The sequence below is a fragment of the Streptococcus sp. HJ1 genome, from assembly GCF_052399005.1.
Lineage (GTDB): Bacteria > Bacillota > Bacilli > Lactobacillales > Streptococcaceae > Streptococcus.
The window spans coordinates 129,466-153,826 of record NZ_CP199005.1 but is presented as its reverse complement, the minus strand read 5'-3'; the positions used below and the strand labels follow the sequence as shown (position 1 = coordinate 153,826).

The 24,361-nt window shown below is 37.0% G+C and carries 29 protein-coding genes, 1 tRNA gene and 1 pseudogene; 17 read left to right on the top strand and 14 right to left on the bottom strand.

What is annotated here, in order from left to right; translation table 11 throughout:
• The first annotated feature begins 253 nt into the window (after positions 1 to 253).
• The 3 genes from dnaA (at position 254) to ACT17O_RS00835 (ending at position 3,106) form a co-directional block, all read left to right on the top strand.
• Complete coding sequence (dnaA, locus tag ACT17O_RS00845; RefSeq protein WP_444817851.1) at positions 254 to 1,552, top strand: chromosomal replication initiator protein DnaA; 1,299 nt, start codon at positions 254 to 256, stop codon at positions 1,550 to 1,552.
• 158 nt (positions 1,553 to 1,710) lie between these two features.
• Positions 1,711 to 2,847, top strand: a complete 1,137-nt coding sequence (gene dnaN / locus ACT17O_RS00840; RefSeq protein ID WP_444817528.1) for a DNA polymerase III subunit beta — start codon at positions 1,711 to 1,713, stop codon at positions 2,845 to 2,847.
• A gap of 64 nt (positions 2,848 to 2,911) precedes the next feature.
• Complete coding sequence (locus ACT17O_RS00835) at positions 2,912 to 3,106, top strand: DUF951 domain-containing protein (protein WP_000285184.1); 195 nt, start codon at positions 2,912 to 2,914, stop codon at positions 3,104 to 3,106.
• 472 nt (positions 3,107 to 3,578) lie between these two features.
• On the opposite strand, the gene ACT17O_RS00830 is transcribed toward ACT17O_RS00835, so the two are convergent.
• The 14 genes from ACT17O_RS00830 to ACT17O_RS00765 all read right to left on the bottom strand — a co-directional run bounded on the left by ACT17O_RS00830 (position 3,579) and on the right by ACT17O_RS00765 (position 10,545).
• Positions 3,579 to 3,947, bottom strand: coding sequence for a DUF1492 domain-containing protein (locus ACT17O_RS00830; protein WP_241007381.1), 369 nt, complete (start codon positions 3,945 to 3,947; stop codon positions 3,579 to 3,581).
• Positions 3,948 to 4,211: 264 nt separating this feature from the next.
• Complete coding sequence (locus ACT17O_RS00825; protein ID WP_206283795.1) at positions 4,212 to 4,364, bottom strand: hypothetical protein; 153 nt, start codon at positions 4,362 to 4,364, stop codon at positions 4,212 to 4,214.
• Positions 4,334 to 4,843: a hypothetical protein gene (locus tag ACT17O_RS00820; protein ID WP_338401460.1), complete on the bottom strand. Its 510-nt coding sequence runs from the start codon at positions 4,841 to 4,843 to the stop codon at positions 4,334 to 4,336. The genes ACT17O_RS00825 and ACT17O_RS00820 overlap by 31 nt, the downstream gene beginning before the upstream one ends.
• Before the next feature lie 101 nt (positions 4,844 to 4,944).
• Positions 4,945 to 5,481 carry a hypothetical protein gene (locus tag ACT17O_RS00815; protein WP_206283794.1) on the bottom strand — a complete coding sequence of 179 codons (537 nt, stop codon included), beginning with the start codon at positions 5,479 to 5,481 and terminating at the stop codon, positions 4,945 to 4,947.
• Between the two features lie 23 nt (positions 5,482 to 5,504).
• Positions 5,505 to 5,981 (bottom strand): hypothetical protein, encoded by a 477-nt coding sequence (locus ACT17O_RS00810; RefSeq protein WP_061408170.1) that lies wholly within the window; start codon positions 5,979 to 5,981, stop codon positions 5,505 to 5,507.
• Between the two features lie 434 nt (positions 5,982 to 6,415).
• Positions 6,416 to 7,645: an AAA family ATPase gene (locus tag ACT17O_RS00805; protein WP_206283792.1), complete on the bottom strand. Its 1,230-nt coding sequence runs from the start codon at positions 7,643 to 7,645 to the stop codon at positions 6,416 to 6,418.
• Positions 7,646 to 7,648: 3 nt separating this feature from the next.
• On the bottom strand, positions 7,649 to 7,804 hold the full coding sequence (locus ACT17O_RS00800) for a hypothetical protein (protein ID WP_013903991.1): 156 nt from the start codon (positions 7,802 to 7,804) through the stop codon (positions 7,649 to 7,651).
• Positions 7,797 to 8,072 (bottom strand): XRE family transcriptional regulator, encoded by a 276-nt coding sequence (locus ACT17O_RS00795; RefSeq protein WP_241007375.1) that lies wholly within the window; start codon positions 8,070 to 8,072, stop codon positions 7,797 to 7,799. Before ACT17O_RS00795 ends, ACT17O_RS00800 begins: the two co-directional genes overlap by 8 nt.
• The gene (locus ACT17O_RS00790) at positions 8,065 to 8,406 is read right to left on the bottom strand and encodes a DNA-binding protein (protein WP_206283791.1); all 342 of its coding nucleotides are present in this window, start codon (positions 8,404 to 8,406) and stop codon (positions 8,065 to 8,067) included. Before ACT17O_RS00790 ends, ACT17O_RS00795 begins: the two co-directional genes overlap by 8 nt.
• The gene (locus ACT17O_RS00785) at positions 8,403 to 8,618 is read right to left on the bottom strand and encodes a hypothetical protein (protein WP_206283790.1); all 216 of its coding nucleotides are present in this window, start codon (positions 8,616 to 8,618) and stop codon (positions 8,403 to 8,405) included. The genes ACT17O_RS00790 and ACT17O_RS00785 overlap by 4 nt, the downstream gene beginning before the upstream one ends.
• A gap of 1 nt (position 8,619) precedes the next feature.
• Complete coding sequence (locus ACT17O_RS00780; protein ID WP_045616691.1) at positions 8,620 to 8,820, bottom strand: hypothetical protein; 201 nt, start codon at positions 8,818 to 8,820, stop codon at positions 8,620 to 8,622.
• Positions 8,817 to 9,269, bottom strand: coding sequence for a hypothetical protein (locus ACT17O_RS00775; protein WP_206283789.1), 453 nt, complete (start codon positions 9,267 to 9,269; stop codon positions 8,817 to 8,819). Before ACT17O_RS00775 ends, ACT17O_RS00780 begins: the two co-directional genes overlap by 4 nt.
• A 436-nt stretch (positions 9,270 to 9,705) precedes the next feature.
• Entirely contained in the window at positions 9,706 to 10,332 is a 627-nt protein-coding gene (locus tag ACT17O_RS00770; RefSeq protein ID WP_206283788.1) for a Rha family transcriptional regulator, read from the bottom strand.
• A gap of 18 nt (positions 10,333 to 10,350) precedes the next feature.
• The gene (locus tag ACT17O_RS00765; protein ID WP_000794674.1) at positions 10,351 to 10,545 is read right to left on the bottom strand and encodes a helix-turn-helix domain-containing protein; all 195 of its coding nucleotides are present in this window, start codon (positions 10,543 to 10,545) and stop codon (positions 10,351 to 10,353) included.
• A 216-nt stretch (positions 10,546 to 10,761) separates the two neighbouring features.
• Here ACT17O_RS00765 and ACT17O_RS00760 point away from each other — a divergent pair, with 216 nt between their 5' ends.
• The 14 genes and pseudogenes from ACT17O_RS00760 (at position 10,762) to ACT17O_RS00695 (ending at position 24,256) form a co-directional block, all read left to right on the top strand.
• The gene (locus ACT17O_RS00760; RefSeq protein WP_241007374.1) at positions 10,762 to 11,244 is read left to right on the top strand and encodes an XRE family transcriptional regulator; all 483 of its coding nucleotides are present in this window, start codon (positions 10,762 to 10,764) and stop codon (positions 11,242 to 11,244) included.
• A 164-nt stretch (positions 11,245 to 11,408) separates the two neighbouring features.
• Positions 11,409 to 12,575 carry a tyrosine-type recombinase/integrase gene (locus ACT17O_RS00755; protein ID WP_444817527.1) on the top strand — a complete coding sequence of 389 codons (1,167 nt, stop codon included), beginning with the start codon at positions 11,409 to 11,411 and terminating at the stop codon, positions 12,573 to 12,575.
• A gap of 120 nt (positions 12,576 to 12,695) precedes the next feature.
• Entirely contained in the window at positions 12,696 to 13,811 is a 1,116-nt protein-coding gene (gene ychF, locus ACT17O_RS00750; RefSeq protein ID WP_001218702.1) for a redox-regulated ATPase YchF, read from the top strand.
• 73 nt (positions 13,812 to 13,884) lie between these two features.
• A complete protein-coding gene (gene pth / locus ACT17O_RS00745) occupies positions 13,885 to 14,454 on the top strand; it encodes an aminoacyl-tRNA hydrolase (RefSeq protein ID WP_444817526.1) in 570 nt (189 codons plus the stop codon).
• Positions 14,455 to 17,958 carry a transcription-repair coupling factor gene (mfd, locus tag ACT17O_RS00740; RefSeq protein ID WP_444817525.1) on the top strand — a complete coding sequence of 1,168 codons (3,504 nt, stop codon included), beginning with the start codon at positions 14,455 to 14,457 and terminating at the stop codon, positions 17,956 to 17,958.
• Positions 17,959 to 18,015: 57 nt separating this feature from the next.
• Complete coding sequence (locus ACT17O_RS00735) at positions 18,016 to 18,282, top strand: RNA-binding S4 domain-containing protein (RefSeq protein WP_001234975.1); 267 nt, start codon at positions 18,016 to 18,018, stop codon at positions 18,280 to 18,282.
• On the top strand, positions 18,275 to 18,643 hold the full coding sequence (locus ACT17O_RS00730; protein ID WP_000041922.1) for a septum formation initiator family protein: 369 nt from the start codon (positions 18,275 to 18,277) through the stop codon (positions 18,641 to 18,643). Before ACT17O_RS00735 ends, ACT17O_RS00730 begins: the two co-directional genes overlap by 8 nt.
• A 4-nt stretch (positions 18,644 to 18,647) precedes the next feature.
• Positions 18,648 to 18,770: an SP_0009 family protein gene (locus tag ACT17O_RS00725; protein ID WP_000429343.1), complete on the top strand. Its 123-nt coding sequence runs from the start codon at positions 18,648 to 18,650 to the stop codon at positions 18,768 to 18,770.
• A complete protein-coding gene (locus ACT17O_RS00720; RefSeq protein ID WP_444817524.1) occupies positions 18,763 to 20,031 on the top strand; it encodes a serine hydrolase in 1,269 nt (422 codons plus the stop codon). Before ACT17O_RS00725 ends, ACT17O_RS00720 begins: the two co-directional genes overlap by 8 nt.
• Entirely contained in the window at positions 20,028 to 21,305 is a 1,278-nt protein-coding gene (gene tilS / locus ACT17O_RS00715; RefSeq protein ID WP_444817523.1) for a tRNA lysidine(34) synthetase TilS, read from the top strand. The genes ACT17O_RS00720 and tilS overlap by 4 nt, the downstream gene beginning before the upstream one ends.
• A 4-nt stretch (positions 21,306 to 21,309) precedes the next feature.
• Positions 21,310 to 21,852 (top strand): hypoxanthine phosphoribosyltransferase, encoded by a 543-nt coding sequence (gene hpt, locus ACT17O_RS00710; protein ID WP_000889404.1) that lies wholly within the window; start codon positions 21,310 to 21,312, stop codon positions 21,850 to 21,852.
• A 15-nt stretch (positions 21,853 to 21,867) separates the two neighbouring features.
• Positions 21,868 to 23,826: an ATP-dependent zinc metalloprotease FtsH gene (ftsH, locus tag ACT17O_RS00705; protein ID WP_444817522.1), complete on the top strand. Its 1,959-nt coding sequence runs from the start codon at positions 21,868 to 21,870 to the stop codon at positions 23,824 to 23,826.
• Between the two features lie 54 nt (positions 23,827 to 23,880).
• Positions 23,881 to 24,117, top strand: a pseudogene (locus tag ACT17O_RS00700) (23S rRNA (uracil(1939)-C(5))-methyltransferase RlmD); the annotation flags it as partial.
• Positions 24,118 to 24,184: 67 nt separating this feature from the next.
• Positions 24,185 to 24,256: transfer RNA gene (locus ACT17O_RS00695), tRNA-Glu, on the top strand.
• Positions 24,257 to 24,361 lie beyond the last annotated feature (105 nt).

The window sequence follows — 24,361 nt, the reverse complement described above, 5'->3', positions numbered from 1 at the left end:
CAAATTTATCCACCAATTTTTTTATCAAAAAGCCTAATAAATCAAGGATTTTTCTATTTATCCCCAACCTGTGGATAAATACTACTAACATTGTGGATTCTTTTCCCCAATCTGTGGAAAAATCCTATTATCTATGGTAAAATAAGTCTAGCACTAAACTACTAAAATCATAGTAAAGGAGGAAAATTAGTTGAAAGAAAAGCAATTTTGGAATCGTATTTTAGAATTTGCTCAAGAAAGATTAACTCGATCTATGTATGATTTCTATGCTACACCTGCTGAACTCATCAAAGTAGAAGAAAACACAGCTACTATATTTCTACCGAGATCAGAGATGGAAATGGTGTGGGAAAAGCAATTAAAAGATATTATCATTGCTGCTGGTTTTGAAATTTATGATTCTGAAATCAAACCTCACTATATTTTCACTAAACCTCAGAGTACAGAATCTCCTCAAGTAAATGATACGAATAGTGTCTCTACTTACGATTACACATCTGCACTACCAACGATTCCCTATTCTGAAACAGGGTTAAAAGAAAAATATACCTTTGATAACTTTATTCAAGGTGATGGGAATGTTTGGGCGGTGTCTGCTGCACTAGCTGTATCTGAAGATTTAGCTCTGACCTATAATCCTCTTTTCATCTATGGAGGACCTGGTCTTGGAAAGACTCACTTACTCAATGCGATTGGAAATGAGATTTTGAAAAATATTCCTGATGCGCGTGTCAAGTACATTCCTGCCGAAAGCTTTATCAATGACTTTCTTGAACACTTGCGACTTGGGGAAATGGAAAAGTTCAAAAAGACTTACCGTAGTCTTGATCTCTTGTTAATCGATGATATCCAATCTCTCAGTGGCAAAAAAGTCGCGACCCAGGAAGAATTTTTCAATACCTTCAATGCTCTTCATGATAAGCAGAAACAGATTGTCCTAACCAGTGATCGAAGTCCTAAACACCTAGAAGGTCTTGAGGAAAGACTTGTCACGCGCTTTAGCTGGGGATTGACGCAAAATATCACTCCTCCTGACTTTGAGACACGTATCGCCATTCTTCAAAGTAAAACAGAGCATTTGGATTACCATTTCCAAAGTGATACTCTAGAGTATTTGGCTGGTCAATTTGATTCAAATGTTCGAGAATTGGAAGGAGCAATCAACGATATCACTTTAATTGCCAGAGTGAAGAAGATTAAGGATATTACTATTGATATTGCTGCGGAAGCTATTAGAGCACGTAAGCAAGACGCCCGCCAGATACTTGTTATTCCAATTGAGAAAATCCAAACTGAAGTTGGTAATTTTTATGGAGTGAGTGTCAAAGAAATGAAGGGAACGAGACGAGTTCAAAACATCGTTTTAGCGCGTCAAGTTGCCATGTACCTAGCTAGAGAACTGACAGATAACAGTCTTCCAAAAATCGGAAAAGAATTCGGAGGAAAAGATCACACCACCGTTATTCATGCCCATGCTAAAATCAAATCCTTGATTGACGAAGACGATAATTTACGTTTAGAAATAGAAGCAATCAAAAAGAAAATTAAGTAGCTTGTGGATAACTTTTCCTTTCTTATCTTTTTTATCCACATTTTTTAAACAAGCTTAGAAGCTTAAGTTTACTAAATAGCACTCAGTTTTCCACAGAATTCACACACTCTATTATTACTATTAACTTTCTAATACTAAAAATAAATAAAGGAGAATCCATGATTCATTTTTCAATCAATAAAAATTTATTTCTACAAGCCTTAAATACTACAAAACGAGCAATTAGCTCAAAAAATGCTATTCCAATTTTATCAACAATCAAAATTGACGTTACCAATGAAGGAATTACTTTAATTGGATCAAATGGGCAAATCTCCATTGAAAATTTCATTTCCCAAAAGAATGAGGATGCTGGTCTCTTGATCACTTCTTTAGGTTCGATTCTTCTAGAAGCCTCTTTCTTTATCAATGTTGTATCCAGTCTTCCAGATGTAACGCTAGATTTCAAAGAGATTGAACAAAAACAAATTGTCTTAACAAGTGGTAAATCAGAAATTACTCTAAAAGGAAAAGATAGCGAACAGTATCCTCGTATCCAAGAAATTTCAGTTAGCACACCTTTGGTTCTTGAAACAAAACTACTCAAGAAAATTATCAATGAAACAGCATTTGCTGCAAGTACGCAAGAAAGTCGTCCCATCTTAACAGGTGTCCACTTCGTATTGAGCCAACACAAGGAACTAAAAACAGTTGCGACAGACTCACACCGCCTTAGCCAGAAGAAATTGACTCTTGAAAAAAATGGAGATGATTTCGATGTGGTGATTCCTAGCCGCTCTTTACGCGAATTTTCAGCGGTATTTACAGATGATATTGAAACTGTAGAGATTTTCTTTGCAAATAATCAAATCCTCTTTAGAAGCGAAAATATTAGCTTCTACACTCGTCTCCTAGAAGGTAATTATCCTGATACAGATCGCTTGATTCCAACAGACTTTAATACTACAATTACTTTTGATGTGGTTAATTTGCGTCAATCTATGGAACGTGCACGTCTCTTATCAAGTGCGACTCAAAATGGTACTGTGAAGCTTGAAATTAAAGGTGGAGTTGTTAGCGCCCATGTTCACTCTCCAGAGGTTGGTAAAGTAAACGAAGAAATCGATACGGAGCAGGTGACCGGGGATGATTTAACTATTAGTTTCAACCCAACTTACTTGATTGATTCCCTCAAGGCTTTAAATAGCGAAAAGGTTACTATTAGCTTTATCTCAGCTGTTCGTCCATTTACTCTTGTGCCAGCAGATACTGACGAAGACTTCATGCAGCTTATTACACCAGTTCGAACAAATTAAGTGAAAGAGGTTGAGCCTGGCTCGCCTCTTTTATGATATAATCAAAAAAGAAAAGGAGAGTAGTATGTATCAAGTTGGAAATTTTGTTGAGATGAAAAAACCACACGCTTGTACCATCAAGTCAACAGGCAAAAAGGCCAATCGTTGGGAAATCACACGTGTAGGGGCAGATATCAAAATCAAATGTAGCAATTGTGACCACCTTGTTATGATGAGTCGTTATGATTTTGAACGAAAAATGAATAAGATTATTGACTAAGAACCCTTAGTTAGAGGGTTAGCAAGTTTTCCCTTTTTGTGTTAGACTACTATCATCAGCCCCTTAAACTTCTTTAGGGTGCCTAAACTCTTGATATTATTGAGTTTTTTAAAAATCACATTTGATTAGAAATCATTAAAAGTTCTTAAAAAATCTTAAAAAGTCCACAAAAAAAGCCCCACAAAAGGGCTAGAATTTGACGAGTTCAGCAGGCAAGAAACTAGCACGGTCAAACGTGCTTTTTTAATTGCAGGTTGCTGATAGGTATATTATACCATGAAGCATACCATGAAGCGCGTGGTTTATAAGATTATAGCCTTACAAAAGCCCCTAGTTTCGTTTCTAAGAGCTTGTAGTTTATCCGTGGAGTTTTAGTTCTCAAGTACGAAACAAAGCAAAATATGGGCAAATATGAAGCCTATGCCTACATTTGCCAACATTTACACTTCTAATTTTTGTAGTAAAGTTAAATCTAAATCACATTTCCCACCTTGGCCAAGTTCTCCATGGCTTGCTTCCTAATTCTATATACATTAACCTTGCTTATCTTCATCTCCCTACAAATCTGAGCCAAAGGGAGGTTATTCACATATAACATTGTCAATACTAACCACTCCTCAATTTCATCTAACTGGTCTATCAAGTCCATGACTTCTATACGCTCGTTTACAAGGGCATTGATTTGCTCTATTACCTCGTCTTTTAGTTGCAAGGTTTCAAGTAGTTTATTTTCAGTAGTATTTGTTTTGCTAGTTGTTACTCTTGTGTCAGTTTGGTTAGCTCCAGCTAATAGTCCATGGTTTAAACTGTCTAGCTTTAATTGCAATTTTTTTATGATCATATCTGACTTTTTGCAATTCTTTAGTTTTTTCTCAATCTGTTCAACGTTCACGCTGGTACTCCTTTGTACTTTTTTTTGTGGTTGGAAAAGGGATATTTGAGTGGTAGCTTTGGAGGCAAAAAATCCAGCTAACTTCCTGATAATACTATATTCCCTAATATCTATAAACATTTCAAAAAGGGAATTTTTTGCACAGAAGAGGGCAGCGTTCTTATATCCGAACAATACCTAGCCCCGTTCTAAACAAAAGGGGGTATCTCTGCCTCATATCTCGCCTTCATACCTGCTTAGTATCTTGTAATTGATTAAAGCTAAACCATATTTATATAACTCTTTTTTTCCTTGATCTTGATTAAGATTTGTTTGTTTGGAAATGCTCCAAAACGCTACTTCAGATTGCTCAATCCATTCAGCCAAAAGCTATCTCCTTTTCTGGTGTAGTTAACAAACTTTTGATAATGCTTGTAATATCGTTTCTGTCTCATGTATTTTGGTCTTTCTGGGAAACTATCAAACATATATCCACCACGTTTGGGACTCCAACCTGGCTCCACCTTTCTAGCTTCCCTCAGCGCTCTCTCCCAATAGTATTGGCAATCTGTCTTACTTCGATTCAGTGTTTGCTTGTGTATTTTCTGGCATGATCCACAACCATATAGCAAAAGTCTCTTATAGAGTTTTCTGCATCGATTACCACAAATAGGACAGAGAAAGAAGTAGCGATTACCTCCCTTGGTTCCTGGTATTCTTGCTAAATCAAAATGATCACGTTCAAAGGTGATATACAGGTTATCTAAGTCTATTTCTAGTTTTCTACCGTCCAACTCAGCTATACCATAACTGATATTCTTGTTTTTCATTGGCTTTATAAATGTCTCTATGGTTATTGATTTTATAACTTCCATTCGTTCAAAATACCTTTATATAGAAAAACCCAAATCGATTGGGTTAGTAGTAATAAAACCACAAAAAGAGGCTAGTGCCTCTCTTGATAGTTCTAGCTTTCCACCTCGGCCCCCACATAACCTGCAAGGCCTCTATATTCGCCTTCTACGTCCAACTTTTGGAGTAGGCTAATACTTTCATCGTCCAGCTTTTTCAATGTACCAAAAGCGGTCATAGAGTCCATAGGGATAGGTTTGTCAGAAAGCAAGCGATCAGCATAGTCTAATAGCTCCAGCTCGTAGTCTGTTACTTTTTCCAGTAAGCTCTCAAAGTCCTCTGACTCTTTGAGTTGAAGCACGCGCGCCTGTTTGTAACGTTCTTCAAATGCTTCATCGTCCACTGGTTGGTTGTAGTAGTCTTTGAAACTGTCACAAATACGCTTGAAAGTCTTGTTTAGCTTGTGATCCTCCACATAATCAGCTACTAGTGTGCCTTTATCCTTGTAGCTCAATGAGATTGCAGGCTGGCAATATGTCCCAGTCATATATCCCAGTAGCGCGTGACCTGCGACCATAGCAGTATCTAGGTCTTTAAAATCGTAAGTGAAAGTGAATGTTTTTGCTTTGTCTGAAAATGTTTTTAATGTCATGTTATTTCTCCTTTTTCTATTTTTTAATAATCAATACCAACAAATTTTTTACGGTTATCGAGAATAATATACCCCTGTTGTATAGCTAAAATTACAAAATATTTTAGTAGTTTGTCTTCATGCTTCAAGGTCTGGACAAGCTCACTGTTTTTAAAAGTTTCCCATTCAGAAATATAAGAAGCAGAACCTCCATTTTGTGGTGGAAGAAGATCCAATTCACTTTCTTCCATCTTCTCATATATACTCTTTGTGATGTACCTTAAACGTGGGGTTTTAGAAAGCAACTCCCTGGACTGTTTTCCATAATTCCTACCTTGCCACTTACAAATAGCTTTATCAAATACTAAATACTTTCTTACTCTATCAAAAATATATCTCATCGGTTCGTTCTCACCAGCCCACTTAATAACCTCTCCAATATTTTCCATGTAGGGCATTGACTTGAAGGCTAAAAAATTTTTGTCTTGGATAACTCGTTTATTTAATCTCTTCTTTACCACTAGTTCACTACTCCATTTTTTACAATATATATCCGCGCAACGTGGAAGTGTTAAAGGACAGGGTTACAGGGGGCGTAGCTCAATCGCCCCTGTTCCTGCTCCTTACTTCCACATTTCACGAAAATTGGACAAACTAGAATTGACGCTAGGCTATTCTAGTCATGTCCCACGTTTTACATCTGTAAAATTTACAAGTATTTACAATCCTTTACAACTCCTAAAAAATCCAATAACACTAATGCTTTTTGAGTTATGTTTTATAATTTACAAGTGTAAAAAAATAACTGTTTTACATCTTTTACAATGAGTTGTAAAGAGTTGTAAAGTTTACGTTTGTAAAGGTGTAAAATCATGTAAAATTTTTACACTTTCTTTACACCTTTTTACAACTTTTACATTTGTAAAGTTTACAACTCTTTACATATTTAAAACTGTTAATAAGCAGGATTTTCTTGTATCATTCCATCGACGACCACTATGTTATTATCGGACTCATCAATTAATTTGTCTAAAGTAGGTCTGCTGATTTTGGCAAAACGAGAAAGTTCTGACTTATTGGGTAGTCTATTATGCGCCTGTTCAAAGTTTGCTATCATAGATTTTAATTTGTTTGTCGCTTTTTCTTTCGTTTCTTCATTAGCCCATGCTTTTTCTTTCTGTTCTTTGGAAAGTGGTAACCCTGGTTCGTGATAGGCTAATATTTTCTCCTTATCATTTATCAACTGTGGGTAGTAGAAAAGAAAATTTTTCTCCCCGTCGTAATCAGCTTCCGAGGTGACCGCTTCAAGTCTCCAATAAGTTCGCGTTTTTAACGGCAAATCTATGTTATCAAAAAGTCGTAGAATTTCCTGTGTCTGTTCAGTAGGTAAATGCTCTAGCGCTACCTCAATATGATTTCGTAAATCCTCGCTTGTTGCTCTCTTGTTTTTAAAACTGATATAATCATTTGTTACGTTTAGCTGAAAATATCTTTTATTGTGCGTAGTCATTACATTCTTGGCCAAATCCCAGACGGCTTCTAGCCTCTCTAGGCGTAACAATTCTGGATCTAATTCCATCTTGAAAAATTCCAACAAGCTATCGCAATGAGCTAGAGACTCTGACCACTGCGCAAGGTCTGAACTTTCCGTAGTCCCTTTCGGTCTATCTCTATGACTTTGTGTATAGATCAGGCCGCCGCCTACGTGTTGGTTAATCTGTTGCAAATAATCCCCTAAGGAGCCCCCGAACTGTAGTAGTTTCAAATTATCAATACTATCAATAATAACCACTTGAAAAGCGTTGTTTGGTACTTTATCTTTTACAACTTTGGCTAAATCTTCTAAGGCCGTTGACTTTGGAAGAGTTAAGATAGAAATATTGTCAAGATCTTTTTGCTCAACTTCTAAAAGTTGGGCAATCTGCATGAACTTACTAAAACAGTCGTTTTCTTTATGATTCGTATTGATATACAAGACGTTGAAAGCTCTTTTACTCTTCCACTCTAGCCAATTACTCCCCTGGGCTAAAGATAAAGCTAGGGAAATAACTACGCTAGTCTTTAAGGATCTTCTTGGCGCCGATATACCCAATACTTGCCCGCGTCTCAACAATCCTGTCAAAATGCTAGCAGATGGCCCTATTGTCTCAGCAGGAACTTGTCCTAGTTTTTTAATTTCTGTCATTAGTTATCCTTTCTGGTTTTTCAATCGTTTCTTTTTCATTTTCTTTAATTGTTGTAACTCTTTGCGCTGCTCAAGCGTTAATTGTCTATTTTTCCAAGTGTAGCCGTTGGTAGTCCGGACAGATTTTCTCTGTCCGGGGAATCTTTCAAAGCTAGCCATTTTCCACCCCCAGAAACTTCAGCACGTCCGAAACTCTATAATAGATTTTTCTGGTATCTTCTAGTGGGGGCTGGTATCGCCTTAGCCCAGCATCTTCCCACTTTTGGAGTGTCTTATACTTTATATCTAACTCGTCCATGGCTTCCTGAGCTGAGATTAACCCTGTCAACCGTGGTTTGACTGTATCACGCGCTTCCAGGTAGTTCTCCACAAGCTCCAGAACGCCATGAGTTAGCTCGTTTTCGCTCTCTTTACTGAGGCTAAACATATTCATCAGCTCCTTTCAGTAGTTGCTTGTAGCTCTCTAAATCGGCATTCAAAAGGACAGTCAGACGCTTCTGCTCCTCTTGTACTTGGTTATAGAATGCCTTTGCTCCGTCCAGTAGCTCCTCTTTGTTAGCTGGGATAAAGTAGCCTCTAAAAGCTCCATGCCGAACCCCAACGATAGGAACACCGTAGCGCGTGATCAGACGGCTGATAATGTCCTGTACGGTTCTTTCTGCTAACTTGGTCATTAAGCTGATTTCTGCCCCTGTTATGGAGTTCTCAGCCCCTACCTTGATTAGTCTTAATACTCGCTTGTCATTCATTGTTAGACTCATTCAATTCCTCCCCATACGTTGACCCCTGCAAGCTGGATATAACGCCCATAATCAGGGTTTAAATCCTCGCTAGGTGTTTCTATCGTCTGTTTACTTTCTCGCTCAATTTGGGCACTTTTTTTGCGGTCTCGGTGGTTTAGATAAAGCAGTAGGCTAATCAACACCACCATGAAGATAACCGCCTGTGTGTTGCTTAAATCTAGTTCATTCATGCTATGCCCTCGCTTGATAGTTCTTGATATAGTCCACTTGGTCGCTTCGTTCCATCTTCAGGAAGTCGTCCACCTCTTCGGTGCTTACTTTTCGATCTACAAAATCAGCGATAAACTGGAATAGGTTTGGATTTTCTGCCTTGATCTTAGCCATTCGTTTATCAAATTCTGCTTGTGTCATGTTGTCTAGGTCTGTTGTCATTGCATTGCCTCCTCAAACTGCTCTATAAGATGATCTTTACTTACTTTCTGATTAGCATTTTTAGAATTAAAAAGAATATCTTTTAAGGTTATAGTAGCCTCTAAATACTCCTTTTCAGCATATTCTATATACGCCTGCTGCTCTGCTTCGTTGTCAAAAAAGTGCTTGGCTTGGCGTTTAAAGAACGCTTGTCTCATAGCGTCCATTTCAAAAATACCAGGGTGGAAAAACATTCCCGTAGTGCTCTTAGAGACTGCCTCGATTTTATGGCTTGCATTCAATTCAGGAAGTTCAATCCAAAGTAAGCGGGATAAATCTTCTTTGATGGATTTTGTCTGACTTGCCAATAAAGAAAGCCTTCCTAGGTCGTTTTTTTCGCTAATTTCTCGCATCTCTGCGCTAATTCTTTCTATACGTCTAGTTAAATTCTCGTATGTTGTTTCTGTCATGGTGTTTACCTCTGTTTCTTTGTCTATGTAATTGCCCTGATGGCTTTTTAATGCTTTTTTACTATACTGGATATCCTCACACTCAAGATTGCCGTCGGAGAGTGTGGGGATTTTGAATGGTTGTTTCTTATACAGTTTTTCTTGCCTGCAGCCTCACGCTCTCGGTCGCCAAATTTCTGAGCGTGGGGCTTTTTGAGTTGTTTCTTATAACGCTAATCCTCACGCTCAGACTCGCCAAATTGAAAGCGTGAGAAAGTACCAGTTTAAAGAGTTGGCGCTCTCCGTATGGTCAAAATGTCCTAAATATGCTATAATCTAGGTATAAATCTTTACTAAAACCTCTTTAATAATAGCTTGCCTGCTTTTTGTTAAATTCGTTTTAGTGTTAGTGTGAAAGGCTCTGCTGATTGGTCTCGGTAAGCCTTTTTTGTTGCTCTCACGCGCTTTCTAGGCGTGTTTTTTTATTTCTGAATACCATAGCTTTGATTTCCTGATAACTCATATTCAAGCCAATCATGGCTATTACCATGTCCTCAAATGCCTGGTATTGCTCCAGCTCGTCACTGGTCAAGCTATCGATGCCATTGCAGCCTCCACGTTCTTCCCTTAACTGTTTAGCGTTCCTGTTGGTTACTACCTTTAGTAGTAAGTTATTCATGGTACTATGCGCGTGCTTTGGTGCTTGTTCCCAGTTCTCAATACTGTCATGCAGTGTTTTTCTTTTTGGCTTTTCTAGAGCCCTTTGCATACGAAACTTAGAAAGTTCCTCGCGCATTTCAAAGAATGCTTTGACAAGATTGGTTTTGAAGTTGGCCACTTGCTCGGTATTCTTTAAGAATGTAACTAACAAGGTCGCTTGTTGTTCGTTCAAAATATAGTCCTTGGTATTCTGGCCACTTTCCATAGCTTGGATTTTAAATCCAACCTTTCCGAACCGTTCAAACCTTGCTTGATGTTTGCGGATCGTCTTGGTTATCGTGTGATGTTGCAATCCTGTACACTCTGCCACAATACTACTCAGTGTATACGGCTCTTTCTTACCGTCCATGTAGACTAGTTCCATTGGTTTGCTCCTTTCTATTTATCCAACCTTTAACAAATCATCAATCGTAACTTCTAAAAAGTCAGCTACTTTCTGCAATGTCTCAAAAGTCGGATTTTTTGAACGCTCATAATACAATGCCGTCAAAGTGCTTTTTGATAGCCCTGTTTCTCTTGCAACATCTGCCACCTTCAAGCGTTTCTTTGCTAAAATAACACGCATATTATTTTTCAAATGTCTTACCCCCTTCTATTATCTTTAAAAGCTATCTCCAGCATAATAGATTTAAAAGTGTTACGCTGGAAATTTTAACAGACATTTTATGTCTGATTTAATTTGATTATACAGACATTTTATGTCTTTGTCAAGGATATTTTTTATTTTATTGGACTTTTTTTGTCTGTTTTGAGAAAAAGAATGATATAATACGTTTGAAAGGTGTTGATATAAATGAATAGATTGAAAGAGTTACGTAAAGAAAAAAAGCTATCTCAAAAGGAAATAGCAAAGGAAATGAGCATATCAGAAAAGACTCTATCACGCTGGGAAAACGGAGAAAGCCAAATTAAACCCGAAAAAGCTCAGCAACTAGCTGACTTCTTCGGGGTAAACGTTGGGTATCTGTTGGGGTATAGTGATTTTAGAGATACTCAAGAACTAGTGAAAAAAACTCATGAAAATTTCCCAGTTGATAGAGCTTGGAAGGTTAGCGGTGTAGTTTCACAATTTGGAGAATTACCATTAGAGAAAATTAAAATAACATATGGTGAAACCTTATCTAGTAGTTTAATGGATTTCTTGGGTTTACTTAGTTTTAATTATAAAGAAATGGAAACAATATATAAGTTTTTAGCTTTAGGAGATGATCAAAAAGAAGTTATTCATGATTTAACTGTTAAATTATTCAACTTAGATAATTTGAAAAATAAATAATTAATCTCGTACAATACTTTGGTCTTTGCTTATATAAATTATAACCTTACATAAAACAATCGAATACAGGGCAATATGTGAAGCCCTGGCATGATATAAACCACAATCTAAAACCTTTTTAATAATAGCTTGCCTGCTGATGTATTTTAGAAAGGTTTATCATCATGAAAATAACAGAATATAAAAAGAAAGACGGGTCGATAGTCTATCGCTCCAGTATCTATCTGGGTACAGATACCGTAACCGGTAAGAAAGTAAAGACGACTATATCAGGCCGAAACAAGAAGGAACTCAAAACCAAAGCGTTACAGGCTCAAATAGAGTTTGAAAAAGGTGGGTCAACAGTATATAATGCGGTTCAAATCAATACCTATGCCGAACTGGTGGAGAATTGGTTAGAAACATACTGCCATACGGTTAAAAAATCCACCCTAATGGGTACCAAAATCAAACTAGATAAATATCTACTTCCAGCTTTTGGAGATTATAAGCTGGATAAACTGACGCCCCCAATCATTCAAAGTCAAGTTAACCAGTGGGCAAAAGATTACAATCAATTAGGCAAAGGATACCAAGAATATCCGCTCCTTCACTCTCTAAACAAACGTATACTTAAATATGCCGTATCTTTGCAAGTTATCCCCTTCAATCCCGCCCGTGAGGTTATTATTCCACGACGTAAGGAAAAAGAAGGGCAAAAAATGAAATACCTGGACGATGAGAATTTGAAAAAGTTCTTAGCTTACCTGGATCAGTTGCCAAATACTTACAAAAATTTCTTTGATACGGTGCTATATAAGACGCTTTTAGCTACTGGTTTGCGTATTCGTGAGTGTCTAGCCTTAGAATGGTCTGATATTGACCTGCAGAAAGGTACACTAGACGTAAATAAAACATTAAATGTTATAAAAGAAATCACTAGCCCTAAGACTAAATCAAGTATTAGAGTGATTGACTTGGATAATAAGACGGTGCTCATGCTACGGCTATATAAAGCAAGACAATCCCAGATAGGGAAAGAAATAGGTTTGACCTATGAGAAAGTATTCTCTAATAGCTTTGATAAGCATATAGACGCTAGGACGCTTAGATTCAGGTTAGTAAAACATTTGGAGCGTGCTGGTTGCCCTAACTTATGCTTTCATGCTTTCCGCCACACTCACGCTAGTATCTTGCTGAATGCTGGCCTGCCATACAAAGAAATCCAAACACGGCTCGGCCATGCAAAACTTTCTATGACCATGGATATTTATAGCCACTTATCCAAAGACAATCAGAAAAATGCTACTTCATTTTATGAAAAAGCTATTGAAAAATTAAAAAGTTCCTAAAAAAGTCCATAAAATTATTATTTCAGTTATGGGAAATAGCTATATCAAGGAATTTTAGCAAGTTTTCCCTTTTTGTGTTATAATGTTAGGGATTGAAATGAGAACGGAGAAAGAGAAACTATGGCTTTAACAGCAGGCATCGTTGGTTTGCCAAACGTTGGTAAATCAACCCTTTTTAATGCAATTACAAAAGCAGGAGCAGAGGCGGCAAACTACCCATTTGCGACTATTGATCCAAACGTTGGGATGGTGGAAGTTCCAGATGAACGCCTACAAAAACTAACGGAAATGATTACTCCTAAAAAGACAGTTCCAACAACCTTTGAGTTTACAGATATTGCAGGGATTGTAAAAGGAGCTTCAAAAGGAGAAGGTCTAGGTAATAAATTCTTGGCCAATATCCGTGAAGTAGACGCGATTGTTCACGTAGTTCGTGCTTTTGATGATGAAAATGTGATGCGCGAGCAAGGACGTGAAGACGCCTTTGTGGATCCACTTGCAGATATTGATACCATTAACCTAGAATTGATTCTTGCTGACTTAGAATCAGTTAATAAACGCTACGCGCGTGTAGAAAAGATGGCACGTACGCAAAAAGATAAAGAATCAGTAGCAGAGTTTAACGTTCTTCAAAAGATTAAACCAGTCCTTGAGGATGGAAAATCAGCTCGAACTATTGAATTTACAGATGAGGAACAAAAGGTTGTCAAAGGTCTCTTCCTTTTAACCACTAAACCAGTTCTTTATGTTGCTAATGTGGATGAGGATGTAGTTTCAGATCCAGATTCTATCGAATATGTGAAGCAAATTCGTGAATTCGCAGCGACAGAAAATGCTGAGGTAGTAGTTATTTCCGCGCGTGCTGAGGAAGAAATTTCTGAGTTAGACGATGAAGATAAGCAAGAATTTCTTGAAGCACTTGGCTTGACAGAATCAGGCGTTGATAAGTTGACTCGAGCTGCTTACCATCTACTAGGACTCGGAACTTACTTTACAGCTGGTGAAAAAGAAGTCCGTGCTTGGACCTTTAAGCGAGGGATGAAAGCTCCTCAAGCAGCTGGTATTATCCACTCAGACTTTGAAAAAGGTTTTATTCGTGCAGTAACCATGTCATATGAGGATCTAGTAAAATATGGATCTGAAAAGGCTGTAAAAGAAGCTGGGCGCTTACGTGAAGAAGGAAAAGAATATATCGTTCAAGATGGCGATATCATGGAATTCCGCTTTAACGTTTAATAACATTTAATAAATAGTGTCAATTAGGTTGGAAAAAAATTCCAACCCTTTTGGCTTTTGAAAGGAAAAATAAATGACAAAATTACTTGTTGGATTAGGAAATCCAGGGGATAAATATTTTGAAACCAAGCACAACGTTGGATTTATGTTGATTGACCAATTGGTCAAAAAACAAAATGTTACCTTTACACATGACAAGATATTTCAAGCTGACCTAGCATCTTTTTTCCTCAATGGAGAAAAAATTTATCTGGTCAAACCAACAACATTTATGAATGAAAGTGGAAAAGCGGTTCATGCTTTATTGACTTATTATGGTTTGGATATTGAAGATTTACTCGTTATTTACGACGACCTTGACATGGAAGTCGGGAAAATTCGTTTAAGAGCAAAGGGATCAGCAGGTGGTCATAATGGTATCAAGTCTATTATTCAACATATAGGGACTGAGGTATTTAACCGTGTTAAAATAGGTATTGGAAGACCTAAAAAAGACATGTCAGTTGTTCATCATGTTTTAAGTAAGTTTGATCAGGATGACTATTTAGGTATTTTACAGTCTATTGACAAGGTTGACGATGCTGTAAACTACTATTTACAAGAGAAAAACTTTGAGAAAACAATGCAGAGGTATAACGGCTAAATGGTGACTTTATTAGATTTATTCTCAGAAAATGACCAGATAAAAAAATGGCATCAAAATCTGATAGATAAGAAAAGACAACTAATTCTTGGTTTATCAACGTCTACCAAGGCTATTGCAATTGCAAGCAGTCTAGAAAAAGAAAATAAGGTTGTGTTACTGACCTCGACTTATGGTGAAGCAGAACGAATTATCAGTGACCTTCTTTCTATCTTAGGAGAGGAATTTGTCTATCCATTTTTAGTAGATGACTCTCCTATGGTAGAGTTTTTGATGTCTTCGCAAGAAAAAATCATTTCGCGGGTTGAGGCCTTGCGTTTTTTGAGTGATCCGTCTAAGAAAGGGATTTTAGTTTGTAATATAGCAGCGAATCGATTGATTTTACCCTCTCCGACTAGATTTAAAGAAAGTATTATAAGGATTGCAGTTGGCGAAGAATATGACCAACACGAGCTACTTCACCAGTTAAAGGAAATTGGCTATCGAAAAGTTACTCAAGTACAGACACAAGGTGAGTTTAGTATTCGAGGAGATATTTTAGATATTTTTGAGATGTCTCAGTTAGAACCTTTCCGAATTGAGTTTTTTGGTGATGAAGTAGATGGTATTCGTACTTTTGAAGTCGAAACACAATTATCGAAAGAAAATCAGACAAACCTCACTATCTTTCCAGCTAGCGACATACTTTTGAGAGAAAAAGATTATCAACGAGGACAGTCAGCTTTAGAGAAGCAAATTTCGAAGACTCTATCACCAATTTTGAAATCCTATCTAGAAGAAATTTTGTCAAGTTTTCATCAAAAACAAGTACACTCAGATAGTCGAAAGTTTTTGTCCTTATGTTACGATAAAACATGGACTGTATTTGATTATATTGAAAAAGATACACCAGTATTCTTTGATGACTATCAAAAATTGATGAATCAGTATGAATCCTTTGAAAGAGAATTAGCACAATACTTTACAGAAGATTTACAGAATGGCAAATCATTTTCTGGGATGCAGTATTTTGCAGATACAGAGCAAACCTATAAAAAACAAAGTCCAGTTACCTTTTTCTCCAATCTGCAAAAGGGCTTAGGAAACCTCAAATTTGATTACATTTATCAATTTAATCAATACCCCATGCAAGAGTTTTTCAATCAGTTTTCTTTTCTTAAAGAAGAAATTGAGCGATATAAAAAAATGGACTACACCATTGTTTTGCAGTCTAGCAATTCAATGGGAAGTAAAACATTGGAGGATGTTTTAGAGGAATACCAGATCAAATTGGATTCCAGAGATAAGTCAAGTATCTGTAAAGAATCTGTAAACTTGATTGAGGGTAATCTAAGACATGGTTTTCATTTTGTAGATGAAAAAATTCTATTGATTACTGAACATGAGATTTTTCAAAAGAAATTAAAACGTCGTTTTCGAAGACAACATGCTTCAAACGCAGAGCGATTAAAAGATTATAATGAACTTGAAAAAGGAGACTACGTTGTTCACCATATTCATGGAATTGGTCAATATCTAGGAATCGAAACAATTGAAATCAAAGGGATTCACCGTGATTATGTCAGTGTACAGTATCAAAATGGTGACCAAATCTCCATCCCAGTAGAGCAGATTCAGTTACTGTCCAAATATGTTTCAAGTGATGGGAAACCTCCTAAACTCAATAAATTAAATGACGGTCATTTCAAAAAGGCCAAGCAAAAAGTTAAGAACCAGGTAGAGGATATAGCTGACGATTTAATCAAACTGTATTCTGAGCGTAGTCAGTTGAAGGGTTTTGCTTTCTCAGCTGATGATGAAGATCAACATGCTTTTGATGATGCCTTCCCTTATGTTGAAACGGATGATCAACTTCGTAGTATCGAGGAAATCAAGAGGGATATGCAGGATTCTCATCCCATGGATCGACTTCTGGTTGGAGATGTTGGTTTTGGGAAAACTGAGGTTGCAATGCGTGCAGCATTTAAGGCTGTCAATGATCACAAACAGGTTGTCGTTCTAGTTCCGACGACGGTTTTAGCACAACAACACTATACGAATTTTAAGGAACGATTCCAAAATTTTGCTGTTAATATTGATGTGTTGAGTCGCTTTAGAAGTAAAAAAGAGCAGGCAGAAACACTTGAAAAACTAAAGAATGGTCAAGTCGATATTTTGATTGGAACGCATCGTGTTTTGTCAAAAGATGTTGTGTTTTCAGATTTGGGATTGATGATTATTGATGAGGAACAGCGATTCGGTGTTAAGCATAAGGAAGCCTTGAAAGAACTGAAAAAACAAGTAGATGTTCTAACCTTGACAGCAACACCAATCCCTCGTACTCTCCACATGTCTATGCTGGGAATCAGAGACTTGTCTGTTATTGAAACTCCTCCAACCAATCGCTATCCTGTTCAAACCTATGTTTTGGAAAAGAATGATAGTGTGATTCGTGATGCTATCTTGCGTGAAATGGAGCGTGGAGGTCAAGTTTACTATCTTTACAATAAAGTTGACACTATTGATCGGAAGGTTTCAGAATTACAGGAGTTGATTCCAGAGGCTTCGATTGGGTATGTTCATGGACAAATGAGTGAAATTCAGTTAGAAAATACTCTACTGGACTTTATTGAGGGTCAGTATGATATTTTGGTGACAACTACTATTATTGAAACAGGCGTTGACATTCCAAACGCCAATACCTTATTTATTGAAAATGCAGACCATATGGGCTTGTCAACCTTGTATCAATTAAGGGGAAGAGTTGGTCGTAGTAATCGTATTGCTTATGCTTATCTCATGTATCGTCCAGAAAAATCAATTAGTGAAGTCTCTGAGAAGAGATTAGAAGCGATTAAGGGATTTACAGAATTGGGATCTGGATTTAAGATTGCGATGCGAGATCTTTCAATTCGTGGAGCAGGAAATCTCCTAGGAAAATCGCAGTCTGGTTTCATTGATTCTGTTGGTTTTGAATTGTATTCGCAGTTACTAGAGGAAGCTATTGCTAAACGTAACGGTAATGGGAATAAAAGAACCAAAGGAAATGCTGAGTTGATTTTACAAATTGATGCTTATCTTCCTGATACTTATATTTCTGACCAACGACATAAGATTGAAATTTACAAGAAAATTCGTCAAATTGACAATCGTGTCAACTATGAAGAACTACAAGAAGAATTGATGGATCGCTTTGGAGAATACCCAGATGTAGTAGCATACCTTTTAGAGATTGGTTTGGTCAAGGCACATTTTGACAAGGTCTTTGTAGAACGTGTAGAGAGAAAAGAAAATAAGATTACAGTTCAATTTGAAAAAGTCACTCAACGACTGTTCTTGGCTCAAGATTATTTTAAAGCCCTATCCGCAACGAACTTAAAAGCAGCCATAGCTGAGAATAAGGGAGTAATGGAAGTCGTATTCGATGTCCGAAACAAGAAGGATTATGAAATTTTAGAAGGTTTGCTGATTTTTGGAGAAAGTTTATTAGAGATAAAAGAATCAAAGGAAGCAAATCCCATTTAACATTTTTCTTCTATAAAAAGGACAAAAATGGTACAATAATAATTTGAGGTAATAAAAATGAGATTAGACAAGTATTTAAAAGTATCACGAATTATCAAGCGTCGTACAGTCGCAAAAGAAGTAGCAGATAAAGGTAGAATCAAGGTGAATGGAATCTTGGCCAAAAGTTCAACGGATTTGAAAGTTGATGACCAAGTTGAAATTCGCTTTGGAAATAAGTTGTTGCTTGTTAAAGTACTAGAGATGAAAGATAGTACAAAAAAAGAAGATGCAGCAGGAATGTATGAAATTCTCAGTGAAACACGGGTAGAAGAAAATGTCTAAAAATATTGTACAAATGAATAATTCTTTTATTCAAAATGAACATCAACGTCGTCGTTACCTGATGAAGGAGAGACAAAAACGAAATCGTTTTATGGGTTGGGTCCTTATTTTGATGATTTTGTTGTTTATTTTACCAACTTATAACTTGGCCCAAAGCTATGATCAGTTACTGCAACGCCGTCAGCAATTGACAGAGTTGAAAGAGCAGTACCAAACTCTTAGTGACGAAAAGGATAAGGAATCTGCTTTTGCTGCAAAGTTGAAAGATGAAGACTATGTAGCAAAATATGCACGCGCCAAGTACTATTACTCAAAGAAACGAGAAGCAATTTACACAATTCCTGATTTGCTTCCGAGGTAATGTCATGGAAAATTTATTGGAAGTTGTTGAGCAATTTCTAAGTTTATCAGATGAAAAATTAGAGGAATTGGCAGCTAAAAACCATTTATTACGATTACAAGAAGAAAGGGAAGAGAAGAATGCGTAAGTTCTTAGTAGTTTTATTGCTACCTGCTTTTATCATAACCTCAAGAGTAGTTAGCACAGAAAAACAGCTTCCTTACTCTTCGCAAGAAATTTATTATCTAACTGAGTCTGATTATGGATTCTACTATAAAGAAACTCTGGAATCCCCAATGATATATGGAGAAACAACTGTCTATGCTAATGAGGATCTTGTCAAGGAGTCTGGTAAATTGACTCCTGGAACCACCTTTAAAATAGTAGAATGGCGTTTGAATAGACAAGGTGTTCCTGTTTTTAAATTAGATAATCACCAGTTTATCCCTGCAGATAAGCGTTTGATCTATGATCAAAGTCAAGTTCAAACTCAAAATAGACAAGTATGGTTGGAGTCAGGGTTTGTTATCTATAACAGCCCCTATGATGCGAAAGAAATTTCTTCATCTTTCTCTCCCTATCAACGCGTAACAGTGGATAGAACCCTTTTTGCTGAGGGACAAGAATTTCTTCATATTGATCAAGTTGGGTGGGTATCAAAAGAGTTCGTCTCAGAAGAAGACAATCGCATCCAGAAGGTTCAAGAAGTTTTATCAAACAACTATCAGAACGAAAATTATTCTATTTATGTTAAACAACTGACTACAGGTAAAGAGGCTGGGGTGAATGAAGACAGCAAACTCTATGCAGCTAGCATCTTGAAACTAGCCTACCTTTATTATGCTCAAGATAAGATCAATCAAGGAGAGTATACGCTAGACAGTAGCTTCAAGTATATCTCAGAAGTAAATAGTTTCCCTGGGTCCTATAAACCAGAAGGTAGTGGTAGCTTACCTAAAAAAGAAGATAACAAAGAATACAGTCTTCAACAGTTAATTACCAAGGTAACAAAAGAGTCTGATAATGTTGCTCATAATATTTTAGGTTATTACGTGACCAATCAATCTGACGGGGCTTTCAAAGAAAAAATGTCCACCATTATGGGCGAAGATTGGGATGTGAATGATAAACTGACTTCTTCAAAAATGGCTGGAAAGGTCATGGAAGCTATTTATAATCAGAATAGTTTTGTCCTAGAGTCTCTAGGTAAGACTGATTTTGACAACCAACGAATCGCAAAAGGTGTTTCGGTTAAGGTAGCTCATAAAATTGGAGATGCCGATGAGTTTAAACATGACACTGCCATTGTTTATACGGATTCTCCTTTTGTTCTTTCCATTTTTACCAAAAATTCTGATTATGATACTATTGCTAAGATAGCTAAGGATGTCTATGAGGTTCTAAAATGAGGGACCAGGATTTTTTAAATCATTTTCTCCGAAAAGAGTATTTCAAAAAACATTCGAAAGTCTTATTAGCTCTGTCTGGTGGACTGGATTCGATGTTTTTATACCATCTATTGTCTACTTATCAGAAAGAGTTGGAAATTGAGTTGATTGTAGTACATGTCAATCACAAGCAGAGAAGTGAGTCTGACTGGGAGGAAAATGAACTAAGGAAGTTAGCTGATGTAGCTGAACTTCCTATTTATATCACAAGCTTTTCAGGAGACTTTTCAGAAGCGCGTGCTCGAGAGTTTCGTTATGATTTTTTTAGGAAAATCATGAAAGAGGTTGGAGCAACTGCCTTGGTCACTGCCCACCATGCAGATGATCAGGTTGAAACGATTTTGATGCGCTTGATTCGAGGAAGTCGGTTACGCCATTTAACAGGGATAAAAGAAAGTCAAGTAGTTGATAATATTGAAATCATCCGTCCCTTGTTGCAATTTCATAAAAAGGATTTTCCACCAATTTTTCATTTCGAAGATCAAACAAATCAGGAAAATACCTATTTTCGCAATCGTATTCGGAATAGGTATTTACCAGAACTTGAAAAAGAAAATCCTCGTCTTAAATCAGCCCTTTTAGATTTAGGAAGGGAAATTTCAGATTACCAAGCAACAATAACGGAGCTTTCGAAACAAATTGATGTGGAAAATTTGAATGAGCTATTTTCATACTCTCAACAAACTCAAGAAATCTTGCTCCAGAACTATCTTAATCAATTCCCAGACTTAAATCTGACGAAGGCTCAGTTTGATGAAGTTCGACAGATTTTAACAATGAAAAGCCAGTATCGTCATTCTCTTAAAAATGGCTATGAATTGATAAAAGAGTATCAGAATTTTCGAGTTTGCAAAATCAGTCCACAGGCTGATGAAAAGGAAGATGAACTTGTGTTACACTATCAAAATCAAGTTCGATATATGGGCTATTTATTTTCCTTTGGCATCCCTATTGAAGGGGATTTTGTTCAAAAAGTAACGGTTTCACGGGAAACATCTGTACATATTAGATGTCGAAAACCTGGCGATGTTATTATCCTGAATGGTCATCGAAAGAAACTGAGACGTTTATTTATAGATTTGAAAATCCCTATTGAAAAACGAAAAACAACTCCTATTATTGAGCAATTTGGAGAAATTGTCTCAATTTCAGGAATTGCGACCAGTGATTTGAGTAAAAACACGAAAAATGATATAATGAACACTGTACTTTATATAGAAAAAATAGATAGGTAAAAAGATGTTAGAACACGATATAAAAAAAATCCTCGTTTCACATGATGAAATTACAGAAGCAGCTAAAAAGCTAGGTGCGCAACTAACAAAAGAGTATGAGGGGAAAAATCCAATTCTTATTGGAATTTTGAAAGGATCGATTCCTTTTATGGCTGAATTGGTCAAACATATTGATACGCATATTGAGATGGACTTCATGATGGTATCTAGTTACCATGGTGGAACAGCAAGTAGTGGTGTCATCAATATCAAGCAAGACGTGACTCAAGATATCAAAGGAAGACATGTTTTATTTGTAGAGGATATCATTGATACGGGTCAAACTTTGAAGAGTTTGAGAGATATGTTTATTGCAAGAGAAGCAGCTTCTGTTAAAATCGCGACTTTGTTAGACAAACCAGAGGGACGTGTTGTTGAAATTGAAGCGGATTACACTTGCTTTACTATTCCAAATGAGTTTGTAGTAGGTTATGGTCTAGATTACAAAGAAAATTATCGTAACCTTCCTTATGTTGGAGTATTGAAAGAAGAAGTTTATTCAAATTAGAAAGATTTATCTTTAATGAAAAAACAAAATAATGGTTTAGTTAGAAACCCATTTCTCTATTTGTTAATTATCTTCTTCCTAGTGACAGGATTCCAGTATTTTTACTCTGGAAATACTGCTGGACGAAGCGAAAAAATTAACTATACAGAACTGGTAAAAGAAATTACAGCAGACAATGTAAAAGAATTAACCTATCAGCCAAATGGTAGCATCATTGAAGTGTCTGGTGTTTATAAAAATCCTAAGACTAGTAAAGAAGAAACAGGAATTCAATTTTTCACTCCTACAGCTACAACAGTAGAAAGATTCTCAAGTACTATTCTTCCGTCTGATTCAACAGTTTCAGAATTGCAAAAAATTGCTTCGGAACATCAGGCAGAAGTAACAGTCAAACATGAGAGTTCAAGCGGTATGTGGATCAATATCCTTGTCTCTGTTGTGCCATTTGCTATTCTTTTCTTCTTCCTATTCTCTATGATGGGAAATATGGGAGGAAATAGTGGCCGAAATCCAATGAGTTTTGGACGTAGCAAGGCTAAAGCTGCAAACAAAGAAGATATCAAGGTACGTTTCTCGGATGTTGCTGGTGCCGAGGAAGAAAAACAAGAATTAGTAGAAGTTGTTGAATTTCTAAAAGATCCAAAACGATTTACAAAACTTGGTGCGCGTATTCCTGCAGGTGTTCTTTTAGAGGGACCTCCGGGAACAGGTAAGACCTTACTTGCTAAGGCAGTTGCTGGAGAAGCAGGAGTTCCATTCTTTAGTATCTCAGGTTCTGACTTTGTAGAAATGTTTGTCGGAGTTGGTGCAAGCCGTGTTCGTTCTCTTTTTGAGGATGCAAAAAAAGCAGCGCCAGCCATCATCTTTATCGATGAAATTGATGCCGTTGGTCGCCAACGTGGTGTCGGTCTTGGTGGAGGAAATGATGAACGTGAACAAACCTTGAACCAACTCTTGATTGAGATGGATGGTTTTGAGGGAAATGAAGGAATCATCGTTATCGCTGCGACGAACCGTTCAGATGTTCTAGATCCAGCTCTTCTCCGTCCAGGACGTTTTGATAGAAAAGTCTTAGTTGGTCGCCCTGATGTTAAAGGTCGTGAAGCAATCTTGAAAGTTCATGCTAAAAATAAACCTCTGGCAGACGATGTTGATTTGAAACTAGTTGCCCAACAAACCCCAGGTTTTGTGGGAGCTGACTTAGAAAATGTTCTAAACGAAGCAGCCTTAGTTGCTGCTCGTCGCAATAAATCAATCATTGATGCTTCAGATATTGACGAGGCAGAGGACAGAGTGATTGCTGGACCATCTAAGAAAGATAAAACAGTATCACAAAGAGAACGTGAATTGGTTGCTTATCATGAGGCTGGACATACCATTGTTGGTTTAGTCTTGTCAAATGCCCGTGTTGTTCATAAAGTTACCATTGTACCACGTGGACGTGCAGGTGGTTACATGATTGCGCTTCCGAAAGAGGATCAAATGCTTCTATCTAAGGAAGACATGAAAGAACAATTAGCAGGTTTGATGGGTGGTCGTGTAGCTGAAGAGATTATCTTTAATGTCCAAACTACAGGAGCTTCAAATGACTTTGAACAAGCTACTCAGATGGCGCGTGCGATGGTCACTGAATACGGTATGAGTGAAAAACTTGGCCCAGTTCAATACGAAGGTAATCATGCTATGTTTGGTGCACAAAGTCCTCAAAAATCAATTTCAGAGCAAACAGCCTATGAGATTGATGAGGAAGTTCGTTCATTATTAAATGAGGCACGAAACAAAGCTGCTGAAATTATCCAATCAAATCGTGAAACTCATAAGTTGATTGCAGAAGCATTGTTGAAATACGAAACATTAGATAGTACACAGATTAAATCTCTTTACGAAACAGGAAAAATGCCTGAGACAGTAGAAGAGGAATCCCATGCACTATCTTATGATGAAGTAAAATCAAAAATGAGTGAAGAAAAATAAATTTAGAGAGGTTCAACCTCTCTTTTTATGTTCTAATGTGATGGCTACTGAGTGGATGCCCTGATAGTCGACCCTCCTCGTACAGGCTTAGATGATAAGCTACTGGATACCATTCTGACCTATGTCCCAGAAAAAATGGTCTATGTATTCTGCAATGTTTCAACTTTGGCACGAGATTTGGTTAAGCTGGTAAAAGTCTATGATCTCCAGTATATCCAGTCGGTCGATATGTTTCCCCACACTGCACGAACAGAAGCAGTGGTTAAATTAGTGAAGAAAAGAAAAAATTAAACTCACTAAAAAAAGTCCTTGACAAAGGGGAAAAAGTAGGTATAATAGAAAGAGTTGAAAAGCTCAAGGTCCGTTGGTCAAGGGGTTAAGACACCGCCTTTTCACGGCGGTAACACGGGTTCGAATCCCGTACGGACTATGGTGTATTGCGGTTAAAAAAACTTGAAAAAAGTTTAAAAAATCTGTTGACAGAGGCAGGTAGCTGTGATATACTAATATAGTTGTCGCTTGAGAGAATGAGTGA